Source organism: Mariniflexile sp. HMF6888, assembly GCF_044335535.1.
In the GTDB taxonomy this organism is placed as follows: domain Bacteria; phylum Bacteroidota; class Bacteroidia; order Flavobacteriales; family Flavobacteriaceae; genus Mariniflexile.
Genome location: NZ_JBIQVZ010000002.1, coordinates 723,229 through 735,421 on the forward strand (window position 1 = coordinate 723,229; position 12,193 = coordinate 735,421).

The 12,193-nt window shown below is 33.6% G+C and carries 8 protein-coding genes; 5 read left to right on the top strand and 3 right to left on the bottom strand.

Annotated features, from left to right (window positions below; all coding sequences use genetic code 11):
- Nucleotides 1–149: 149 nt before the first annotated feature.
- The 5 genes from ACGLWY_RS08330 (at nucleotide 150) to ACGLWY_RS08350 (ending at nucleotide 6,369) form a co-directional block, all read left to right on the top strand.
- Nucleotides 150–1,538 carry a tetratricopeptide repeat protein gene (locus ACGLWY_RS08330; protein WP_396619213.1) on the top strand — a complete coding sequence of 463 codons (1,389 nt, stop codon included), beginning with the start codon at nucleotides 150–152 and terminating at the stop codon, nucleotides 1,536–1,538.
- Nucleotides 1,539–1,589: 51 nt separating this feature from the next.
- Nucleotides 1,590–2,510: a DUF368 domain-containing protein gene (locus ACGLWY_RS08335; protein ID WP_396619214.1), complete on the top strand. Its 921-nt coding sequence runs from the start codon at nucleotides 1,590–1,592 to the stop codon at nucleotides 2,508–2,510.
- Complete coding sequence (locus ACGLWY_RS08340) at nucleotides 2,510–3,529, top strand: DUF368 domain-containing protein (RefSeq protein ID WP_396619215.1); 1,020 nt, start codon at nucleotides 2,510–2,512, stop codon at nucleotides 3,527–3,529. The genes ACGLWY_RS08335 and ACGLWY_RS08340 overlap by 1 nt, the downstream gene beginning before the upstream one ends.
- Nucleotides 3,522–4,262, top strand: a complete 741-nt coding sequence (locus ACGLWY_RS08345) for a shikimate dehydrogenase family protein (RefSeq protein WP_396619216.1) — start codon at nucleotides 3,522–3,524, stop codon at nucleotides 4,260–4,262. The genes ACGLWY_RS08340 and ACGLWY_RS08345 overlap by 8 nt, the downstream gene beginning before the upstream one ends.
- Before the next feature lie 106 nt (nucleotides 4,263–4,368).
- A complete protein-coding gene (locus tag ACGLWY_RS08350; protein ID WP_396619217.1) occupies nucleotides 4,369–6,369 on the top strand; it encodes a DUF349 domain-containing protein in 2,001 nt (666 codons plus the stop codon).
- A 47-nt stretch (nucleotides 6,370–6,416) separates the two neighbouring features.
- On the opposite strand, the gene ACGLWY_RS08355 is transcribed toward ACGLWY_RS08350, so the two are convergent.
- From ACGLWY_RS08355 to ACGLWY_RS08365, 3 genes are all read right to left on the bottom strand, one after another.
- Complete coding sequence (locus ACGLWY_RS08355; protein WP_396619218.1) at nucleotides 6,417–8,927, bottom strand: T9SS type B sorting domain-containing protein; 2,511 nt, start codon at nucleotides 8,925–8,927, stop codon at nucleotides 6,417–6,419.
- 93 nt (nucleotides 8,928–9,020) lie between these two features.
- The gene (gene mazG / locus ACGLWY_RS08360; RefSeq protein WP_396619219.1) at nucleotides 9,021–9,794 is read right to left on the bottom strand and encodes a nucleoside triphosphate pyrophosphohydrolase; all 774 of its coding nucleotides are present in this window, start codon (nucleotides 9,792–9,794) and stop codon (nucleotides 9,021–9,023) included.
- 105 nt (nucleotides 9,795–9,899) lie between these two features.
- Complete coding sequence (locus ACGLWY_RS08365) at nucleotides 9,900–12,170, bottom strand: aconitate hydratase (RefSeq protein WP_396619220.1); 2,271 nt, start codon at nucleotides 12,168–12,170, stop codon at nucleotides 9,900–9,902.
- Nucleotides 12,171–12,193 lie beyond the last annotated feature (23 nt).

Genomic DNA, 12,193 nt, shown 5'->3' on the forward strand with positions numbered 1-12,193 from the left:
ACAACTAATTGATAATCAATAAATAACAATATTTTATTAGCACATAACCTACAACTGTTCATTACTTTGTTAAAAACATTTGATTATTACGACTAATAAAAAGAAATAGAACATTAAATTTAATCAAGTAGAACTTTACAAATGTGCTTATGGAGTTTAGTCATGATGACAATAACGATTTACCATTAACCAAGTTTGAATCGATGCTAAAAACAAACCATGTTTTATTCTTCGATTCCGAAGAATTTGAAAACATCATTCACCACTACCTTAATCAAGGTAAAATTGCTTTGGCCAAAAAGGCCATAAAATTAGGTTTAGACCAACACCCAACCTCAATTAATTTAAGACTTTTTAAAGTTGAGATTTATGTGTTTGAGGATAAACTTATTGAAGCAGACACGTTATTGAGTGAACTTTATAATTTAGACCCGATGAATGAAGAAATCTATATTCAAAAGGCTAATATTTTTTCCAAAAAGGATGACCACGAACAGGCTATTCAAGTATTAAAGAAAGCACTGGAACTTACTGATGATGTAGTCGATTTATACTCACTTATTGGAATGGAATACTTGTTTTTGGATCAATTTGAAGAAGCCAAAGAATACTTCATGAAATGTTTAGAAGAAGATATAGAAGACTATTCGGCTCTATATAATATCATCTATTGTTTTGAATTTTTAAACCAAACGGAGGACGCTATCGAATACCTGAACGTATTCTTAGATAAAAACCCCTATTGTGAAGTGGCATGGCATCAGTTAGGAAAACAATATTATACTCTTAAAAATTACAAAAAAGCATTAGCAGCATTTGATTTTGCTATCATTTCAGACGATACTTTTGTGGGTGCCTATATAGAACGAGGTAAAGTGCTAGAAAAACTAAAATGCTTTGAAGAAGCCATAGAAAACTATAGCATTACCTTAAAACTAGATGAACCAACATCGTTTGCACTATTACGAATTGGTTTCTGCTACGAAAAATTAAGGAATGATGATTTAGCAGTCCAATATTACTATAAAACAGTACACGAAGACCCTTTATTAGACAAAGGTTGGATTGCCATAACACGTTATTACAACAGAAAGCGAAACTACCAAAAAGCGTTATACTATATTAATAAAGCCATTAATATTGATTCTGAAAATGTAACCTACTGGAAATTATATTCTCAAATTAGCCAACGTCTAAACCTTTTTGAAGAAGCCGAACGCGGATTTAAAAAAACATTAGAGTTAGGTAATTATGAACTAAGCACGTGGTTGTCTCGTGGTGATTTATTAATTAAATTGGGCGAACCCGAAGCGGCAATTTTTAATTTTGAACAAGCTACTGAGTTTTATCCAGAAAATGCCGAATTAGAATATCGTTTGGCTGGTTTGTATTTTTCTTTAAACGAAAACGATAAAGGAATATTTCATTTAAAAAACGGCTTAAGTTATAACGAGGAATATACTTTTATAATTGACGAACTATTCCCTGAAGTCGCCAATAAAATACTTGTTAAAAATTTACTAAAAACGAATCAATAGTCTAACGTCAAGCTAAAATCCATACCTTTGATTTAGCTTAAAAATCAAACTATGCAAAGACGTATTAAAGACTATGCCATCATTTCTCTTAAAGGTTTAGCCATGGGTGCTGCCGATGCCGTTCCTGGTGTTTCGGGTGGTACTATTGCTTTTATTTCTGGTATTTATGAAGAATTGGTTTCTACCATAAGTAATGTGAATACATCACTTTTTAAAACCCTTTATAATAAAGGTCTTATAGCGTTTTGGAATCAAGCTAATGGAAATTTTGTTTTAGCACTGTTAAGCGGTATTATAATTAGTTATGTTTCATTTATGAAACTTGCTAAATATTTATTGGAAAACCACCCTGTATTAATTTGGTCATTTTTTTTTGGACTAATTATAGCTAGTATTTATTTTGTTGGCAAGCAGATCACAAAATGGAATTTGCCTGTTATTATTGCTTTTATTATTGGTGCAGGTATCGCCTTTTATATTACAATGCTTCCTGCACTTTCTACCAACAATAGTCCTTATTTTCTTTTTATTGCTGGTGCCATTGCTATTTGCGCCATGATTTTGCCGGGAATTTCTGGGTCTTTTATTTTAATAATTCTTGGAGCTTATAAAACTTTAAGTGATGCCATCCATGATATCGATATAAAAAAAATAATACTTTTCGTTGCTGGTGCCATTATTGGTTTACTAAGTTTTAGCCATGTTTTAAAATGGCTTTTTAAACATTATTACAATATCACTTTAGCATTACTTACTGGGTTTATTTTGGGATCGTTAAATAAGGTATGGCCATGGAAAGAAACTTTAACTTGGCATACTGATTCCAAGGGAATAAAAAGCCCCGTACTTCAAGAAAGTGTTTCTCCTTTTTCGTTTCAAGGAGATAGCATGCTTGTATTAGCATTAATATTAATGATTCTTGGATTTTTAACTATTTTTATTCTTGAGAAAATAGATTCTAAAAAACAGTAATGGAAAGTACCAGAACACTAAAAGATAAAATTTTCTTAATTCTTAAAGGGTTAGGTATGGGTGCTGCTAATAAAGTACCCGGTGTATCAGGCGGTGTTGTTGCTTTTGTAGCTGGTTTTTACGAAGAATTTATTTATTCTCTTAAAAAAGTAAATAGAAAAGCCTTTAAACTGCTTATCAATGGTCGGTTTAAAAGTTTTTACAATTATATAAACGGTCGGTTTTTAAGCTTACTGCTTTTCGGAATGGTTGTGAGCTATTTTAGCGTTTCAAAAGTATTGGATTACTTTATTGAACACTATGAATTGTATGTTTGGAGTGTTTTCTTCGGAATGATCATCGGCTCTATTTATTATATAAACAAGGATTTTAAAGATTGGAATTATAAAACCTATGCGTCTTTAGCATTAGGAATTTTAGTTGGTTTAAGCATTAGTTTTTTAAATCCTGCAAAAGAAAACGACAATCTTTGGTTTGTGTTTTTTTGTGGTATCATAAGTGTTTCGGGCATGACACTTCCAGGATTTTCAGGTTCTTTCATACTCATCCTTCTAGGGAATTATGTGTTGCTTTTGGTAAATTCTGTAAATGCTTTATTTGATACTTTTTATGAAGTTTTAGGTGGGGATTTTGGGTTTATTAATAATACAGAACGCATTAGAATGCTAAAAGTACTCGTTGTTTTTACACTGGGCTCAGTGACTGGTTTGGTGACTTTTTCGAATATTTTAAGTTACATTTTAAAACATTTTAAAAGCATTACACTTTCGGCTATTATTGGTTTTATAATTGGGTCTTTGGGCGTGGTATGGCCTTGGAAAACAACTCAGTATAAATTAGCCGAAGATGGCACACATGTATTAGATTCTACTGGTGCTAAAGTTGTTTTAAATTATAAAAGGTACATGCCTCAACTTAATGCCGATACTTATTACGCTATCGCTTTTATTTTCCTTGGAATTGCTATAGTTTTGGCACTTGAATATTACGGACAAAAAACCAGAAAAATCAATGAATAAATTAGGGCTTTTAGGTAGAAATATCTCCTACTCATTTTCAAGAGCATACTTTAAGGAAAAGTTTGAAAAAGAACAAATAACCAATACTACTTACGAAAATTTCGATATAGAAAGCATCGATTTATTTCCATCAATAATAAAGAACACTGAAGGTTTAAAAGGGTTGAATGTTACCATACCCTATAAACAAGAAGTTATGCCATTTCTTGATAAAATCAACAAAAAGGCCAAAGCCATTGGTGCTGTAAACACTATAAAAATCACAAAAAAAGGCAAACTAGTTGGCTATAATACCGATTGTTATGGGTTTAAAAAATCCCTAAAACCCTATTTACAACCACATCATAGAAACGCATTAATTCTAGGCACAGGCGGTGCCAGTAAAGCCATTGCTTATACGTTTAAAAAATTAGGCATAACCTACCACTATGTTTCCAGAAAGCAATCAGAAGGTGTTAGTTTTACTTATGATTCACTTACCGAAGATATCATTAAAAACCATCAGATTATTGTAAATAGCACACCGTTAGGCACATTTCCTAATATAGAAAACTGCCCTAACATTCCTTATAATGCCATTACCAACAACCACATTTTGTTCGATTTAATTTATAATCCTGAAGAAACCAAATTTTTAAAATTAGGTAAAGAACGACAAGCAGTAACCATTAACGGACTAAATATGTTAAAATTACAGGCAGAAAAGGCATGGTCTATCTGGAATTTACATTAAAAACAGCTTCCAAATCATTAAAACCCTATATAGTACTTTGTAAATAATAGACTTGTTAGTATCTTTAAACTCAAAAGTAATTTAAGGAACCCTAACATTTTTAAAAATGTCTGATATAAATAACCTGCCAAAAGCAGAAGGAAAAGAAGAAATTAAAAAGGATGCCAGTCATTCAGATAACGTCTTGGAAGAAAACAAGTCGGTAGAGACAAATAATTCTGAAACAAAAGATACACCATCTGTTTCAGAGGAAAAAACTATTGACAAAAATAAAAGTGCTAGTGACGATATTGAAAATTCAGACAAACAAAGCGACGAAGTTTTCAATGAAATTGAAGATTCTAATGCCGAAGATGCCGAAGATGAAGGCAATAAAGAACGTCATACCATTGAAATAAAAGCTTACGATACCATGTCGTTGGAAGCTCTTACCATTGAATTGGAAAGGCTTGTAAAAAACGAAAAAGTTCAGGCCATAAAATCACATGTTGATGGAATTAATAGTGAATTTAAAGACAAATTTCAAGCGTTATTAGACGAAAAGAAAGAAGAGTTTTTAAATGATGGTGGTAACGAAATAGATTTTTATTATGTGTCGCCAATACAAAAACGATACAAAGAAGCGTATAACAATTACAGAAAAAAGCTAAATGATCATTACCAAAATTTAGAAAAGAACTTAAAACAAAATTTAGCCGATAAACTTGAAATTATTGAAGAGTTAAAAGGTTTGATAAATGTTGAAGAAAACATAAATACCACCTATAAACACTTTAAGGAATTACAAGAACGTTGGAGGACTACAGGACCTATACCTCGAGATAAGTACAACAACGCCTGGAATAGTTACCACCATCATGTAGAAATGTTTTACGACTTTTTACATTTAAACAGAGACCTCCGCGATTTAGACTTTAAGCATAATTTAGAACGTAAATTATTAATAATTGAACGTGCCGAAGAATTAGCTGCAGATGATAACGTGATGCGTGCTTTTAGAGAATTGCAAGAGCTTCATAAAATGTGGAAAGAAGAACTCGGGCCCGTAGACAAAGAACACAGGGAAGTTATCTGGGAAAAATTTAAAGCAGCTACCAAAAAAATAAACGACAAACGTCAAATTTATTATCAACAGATAGATAAGGTTTATGAAAAAAACCTAGAAAAAAAGCTTGAAATTATTGAAAGTATAAATGCGGTAACGGCACAAGGCGCTAATTCGCACAATGGCTGGCAAAAGAAAATTAAAGAGATTGAAGATTTAAGAGAACAGTTTTTTAACATTGGTAAAGTCCCCAGAGAAGAAAACGAAAACACTTGGGCCAAATTTAAGGAATCTGTAAGAACTTTTAACAGACAAAAAAATGCGTTTTATAAAGACCTAAAAAAAGACCAATACACCAATCTTCAAAAAAAATTAGACTTAATTAAAATTGCCGAAGACAATAAAGACAGTGATGATTTTGAGGTAACCACTGCGTTGATGAAAAAAATTCAAAGCGATTGGAAAAAAATAGGTCACGTACCCCGTAAAGACAGCGATAAAATTTGGAAACGATTTAAGGCTGCTTGTAATTTTTATTTTGACAAACTACATGCGACACGAAATGCCGCAAATAAAGAAAGTTTAGATGCTTTTAACAACAAAGTAACCCTTTTAGAAACACTAAAAAGCTTAAAGCCGGTTGCTGATAAAGAAAAAAATGTTGAAAGCATAAAAGAATACATAAACAAATGGAAAGATTTAGGACGGGTTCCTAATGACAAACGTTACATAGAAGGCAAGTTTAATAAAGCTATTGAAGATTTTCTTACTAGCCTAAAAATGAATAGAAACGAAGTAGAAATGATTAAGTTTGAAAATAAACTTGACACTATTAATACTTCAGACGACAATAAAGATTTAGATAACGAACGTTACTTTATAAGGAAAAAGATAGATGAGGTAAAAAGTCAAATCAATCAATTGGAAAACAATCTACAATTTTTTACAAATGTTGAAGACGACAACCCACTTGTAAAAGAAGTTCACAACAATATAAAAACCCATAAAGAAGCCTTAAAATTGTGGAAGAGTAAGCTTAGCAAAATAAAAGAGCTTTATTAAAACTTATAAAAAAAAACTTAGGCAATGCCTAAGTTTTTTTGCTTTTGTTACCTAACCAAGCTAAAATGCCCTCGATAAGTTCTAATATTTCCAGAAAAATCAACCAATTCAGCCACAAACCAGTAATCTGAACCTGCTAATAACTGCCCATTAAATGTTCCATCCCAAGAACCATTTTTAGCATTTAGCTGCTTTATTAATTTTCCATAACGGTTAAACACGTTTACTTTTGAAGCATTGGTAAAATCGGTGCCTAAACCTATAATTTGCCAAGTGTCATTTTGTCCATCGTTGTTGGGCGTGAAAAATTTTGGAAACCCGAGTATAAAAACCTCTAAAGGACTGATACCACAACCATTTTTATCTTTTACGTATATAATGTGAGAACCCGCACCTACCCTATCAAAATATGGTTCATCTTGATAAGGGCCATTTATCTCATCAAGAGAAAACTCATAATCACCAATCCCCAAATTATTATTAGAATTGTTAATAGTTATGCTGTTATTATCTGTTAATTCAACTATTGAAATATCATCAATGTCTATGTTGGCAATAACAGATTCTACAACATTAAAAGAAACAGGAAACGACTCGCAACCAAAATCTTTTGATGTTGCTATTACGGTATAAGTACCTCCTATAGACACAGAAATAGAAGAAGAATGACCAACTATTTGCCCATGTTCATCTTTCCATTCATAGGAAAAATCACCGCTTGGGTTATAGGTAAATAATGTAATAGACTTCTCTTCAAAACAGTATATTTCAGTTTGGTCAATTTCAAACTCCGGTCTGGGATATACTGTCAGAAGCAAATATGGCCCAATCCCGTAACAATCACCATTATCATCACTTTCTACCCTAACAAATAACCTTTGGGAAAAAGGTTCTTCATTCACATAGGCTGTTTGATTTAAAATTTCATTTTGCTCTAATTCCGCATCATTTAAGTTTCTGAAATAATGCACACTTAAATTTTGCCCCAAAGGAAATTGATCCTTAAACAAATCAGAAACTTGGGTTAAATCAAAACTATGAAATCCATCAATACTATCATCATCATCGCAAAGGTCTAACTCTTCAAAATAGTTTGAAGGAAATGATGTTGTTGAAACTTGCAAATTTACGGTTGAAATCACATAACACCCATCTGCTGTTTCCACACGAGCATAAACCGTATTGCCTTCGGAATTGTTATAAATAGGATCAATGACATTGTCCCCGGTATTGGCATCATCAAGTAGTTTATGATAAGTAATTGTTAAACCCGTAGAATTATTATAAGTAATAATATCATTAGCTTCCTCTAAATTAAAATCGGTATATCCATCAGGTGTTCCATCTTCATCGCAGTTTTTAAACACGATACTTGATTGATACACAGGCACATCATAAACTGTGGCCACAACAGGCGTTCTTTCGCCTTCTGTACAACCATTGGTTGAAGCCAACACATAATAAGTTGTTGAAGCATTTAAAAATGGTGTAAAAACATTGCCTGTAAAAACCGAAGCACCTCCGGTTGAAGACTCAAACCACAATACATTGGCAGTTACCTCAGAAGCTGTAGCCTGTAACGTTACGATACCACTGCCACAGCGGGTATCAGATTGTGTATCAATGATTTTTAGAACGCTGATATGGGTACTAGCAGAGATATTTAAAGGCGGATCCGTTGGGTATCCATATTCTACAATGTAACCTTTTGGTTGATAATCACTTGGATTAAGATCTCCTGTATTAGACAAATCATTCCAAGAACCTTTTCTTCCAACATTGTAAGTCACGTGCGCATAATCTTCATTACCCAAATTATTAGGTTCACCTGTATTCCAGTTTGCATAATTAGGTGTTGAACCATTAGATAAACCATTCCAGAAAATGGTTCCAGCCTCTGGGCCCGTCACCCATTTCCAAACACCTTCGGTTTCAGCATCACTTCCTCCTATCCAACCAGCACCTGCGGCCTGCTCACCTGCTAATTGAGCTTCTTCAGGATATAATATTGTGGCCAAATAACCATGTAACCCATAATAAGTCATAGTTTCTGCTGCAACCTTTGCATCAGACCAAGTTATACCCAAATCTGGTACATATTCATAATAATGTCCCGTTAATGGCAAATAATTGGCGTCTCCTACCGTTATTGAAAAACTTTTATCTATTGGTGAATCACTAGTACTTTGAAAAACAATGTCTTTTATTGCTGCAATGAAATCTGTATAACTTACATTGCCAGACATAGCTCCCTTCAAGGTCAGTTTGCCCTCTCCATTGCTCCATGTAGTGGTTATTGTTGGGTGGTTACCCATGAGTGTCAGTGTGTCTTCACCTTGCTTATATCCTGTAGAAATTTGGACATAAAATGCTTCAATTCCAGTATCATCAGGATCTGTAACATTAAAATTGGTTACAATATTTATTTGACTTTTTGGACAATAATATTGATTTCCTGTAGCTGTTAGTGTTGGAGCAACATTTTGAGAAAAACCAAAATTTTTAAAAAACAATAGAAAAACAATGCAAATTACCGTATGATTTGTTTTTATATACATTAACAATGATTAAATTTTACCCTAAATAAAATAAATATTTATCAATTATTTAATAGATTCTTAATGTTTAAGGTAAAAAACATTATTATACGATTAAAGACTTTTCGCTTCTTCCCAAAACACATCCATTTCAGCCAAAGTCATATCTTTTAATGGCTTATTAATGGATTTTGCTTTTTCTTCAAGATATTTAAACCTTTTAGAAAATTTTTTATTGGTACGCTCTAAAGCGTTTTCCGGGTTTATCTTTAAGAACCTTGCATAATTTACCATAGAAAACAAAACATCTCCAAATTCACTTTCCATAGCATTTTGATCACCTAATTGAATCTCAGCTTTTAATTCATTAAGTTCTTCCTGCACCTTTTCCCAAACTTGTTCTGGTTTTTCCCAATCAAACCCTACACCTGCCACTTTTTCTTGTATTCTATTCGCTTTTACTAATGCTGGCAAACTATTTGGCACACCTTCCAAAACACTTTTTTTACCTTCTTTTAGTTTTAAATTTTCCCAGTTTCGTTTTACATCTTCTTCATTTTCAACCTTTACATCGCCATAAATATGCGGGTGTCTGCTAATTAATTTTTCGCAAATGCCATTACAAACATCGGCAATATCAAAATCATTGGTTTCACTTCCTATTTTGGAATAAAACACAATATGCAGCAATACGTCACCTAATTCTTTTTTAACTTCTTCTAAATCATTGTCTAAAATGGCATCCCCCAATTCATAGGTTTCCTCAATAGTCAAATGTCGTAAGGTTTCCATGGTTTGTTTTTTATCCCATGGGCATTGCTCACGCAACTCGTCCATAATGGTCAATAATCTATCAAAAGCTTTCAGTTGATTGTCTCTGGAATTCATGTGATGTGTTTTTGTAAAAATACAATTATAAATGATTTTAAATTAATACCTTAAACAAAAAATCCAGCCTAAAAAAGCTGGATTTTTCAATATATCAAACACTACTTAGGATGCATTTTGCTTTTTAATTAAGTTTAAGGCAGAACCTTCATTATACCATGCTATTTGAGCATCATTATAAGTGTGGTTTAATTTGATAATATCTTTACTACCATCTGCATGTACTGCCTCAAGGGTCAATTGCTTATCGGGAGCAAATTCATTTAAATTCAAAAAGTTGAATGTATCATCTTCCTGTATTAAATCGTAATCGGCTTCATTTGCAAAGGTCAAACCTAACATCCCTTGTTTTTTAAGGTTTGTTTCATGAATACGAGCAAACGATTTTACAATAACTGCAGCAACGCCTAAAAATCTAGGTTCCATAGCGGCATGCTCACGCGAAGATCCTTCACCATAGTTATGGTCGCCCACAACTATTGTTTTAATCCCTGCTTTTTTATAGGCTCTTTGTACATCTGGAACACCTCCGTATTCTCCTGTTAATTGATTTTTAACAAAGTTTGTTTGTTGGTTATAGGCATTTACAGCACCAATTAAACAGTTGTTTGAAATATTATCTAAATGTCCACGGAAACGTAACCATGGTCCAGCCATACTAATGTGGTCTGTAGTACATTTTCCAAATGCTTTAATTAATAATTTAGCACCGTTTATGGTATTTCCTAAAGGTTCGAAAGGCTCTAATAATTGCAATCGCTCTGAAGTTGGAGACACATTCACCTGTACATGGCTTCCATCAGCTTCAGGGGCTAAATACCCATTATCTTGAACCGCGAAGCCTTTTGGTGGTAACTCCCACCCTGTTGGTTCATCAAACATCACTTCTTGTCCATCCTCATTGATTAAGGTATCTGTCATCGGATTGAAATCCAAACGTCCTGCAATAGCAATAGCTGCCGTAATTTCTGGTGAAGCCACAAATGCATGTGTATTTGGGTTACCATCAGCACGTTTAGCAAAGTTCCTATTGAATGAGTGAACAATGCTGTTTTTTGGTGCATTTTTTGGGTCGCTATAACGCGCCCATTGCCCAATACATGGTCCACAAGCATTGGTGAATATTTTAGCGTCCAATCGTTCAAATACTTGAAGAATACCATCTCTTTCGGCAGTATATCTCACTTGTTCAGAACCAGGATTGATACCTAGTTCTGATTTCATTTTAATACCTTTATCAATAGCTTGTTGTGCAATTGAAGAAGCACGCGATAAATCTTCGTATGATGAATTGGTACACGACCCAATTAATCCCCATTCTACAGCAATTGGCCAATCGTTGGCTGTTGCTTTCTCCTTCATATCTTTACCAACAGATGTAGATAAATCCGGCGTAAAAGGGCCATTTAATAATGGTCCTAATTCAGTTAAATTGATTTCAATTACTTGATCGAAATAATGTTCTGGGTTTGCATATACTTCAGCATCTGCCGTTAAATATTCTTTTACAGCATTTGCAGCATCGGCCACATCTGCTCTATCGGTAGAACGCAAATAACGCTCCATGGATTCATCATAACCAAAAGTAGAAGTCGTTGCTCCAATTTCAGCCCCCATATTACAGATAGTCCCTTTACCAGTACATGACATGGCAATGGCACCTGGACCAAAATACTCAACAATAGCACCTGTTCCTCCTTTTACAGTTAAAATTTCAGCTACTTTTAAAATGACATCTTTTGGTGCTGTCCAACCAGATAATTTACCTGTTAATTTAACGCCTATCAATTTCGGGAATTTAAGTTCCCAAGCCATACCTGCCATAACATCAACTGCATCGGCACCTCCAACACCAATAGCAACCATTCCTAATCCACCTGCATTTACAGTATGTGAATCGGTACCAATCATCATCCCGCCTGGGAATGCATAATTTTCTAAAACTACTTGATGAATAATGCCGGCTCCTGGTTTCCAAAACCCAATACCATATTTATTTGAAACAGACTCCAAGAAATTAAATACCTCACTACTGACACTATTAGCGTGTTTTAAATCGGCAACAGCACCTTCTTTAGCTTGAATTAAATGATCGCAATGTACGGTCGTAGGTACAGCTACTTTACTTTTACCTGCTTGCATAAATTGCAATAAAGCCATTTGAGCTGTAGCGTCTTGACACGCTATTCTATCTGGTGCAAAATCTACATAATCTTTTCCTCTTTCAAATGCTTTGGTAGGATTTCCATCCCAAAGGTGATTGTATAATATTTTTTCAGAAAGGGTTAATGGTCTTCCAACCACTTCTCTAGCAATGTCTACGCGTTCTTTCGTGCGAGAATAAACATCTTTAATCATTTCAATATCAAAAGCCATAAAATCTATATATAATTAATTTA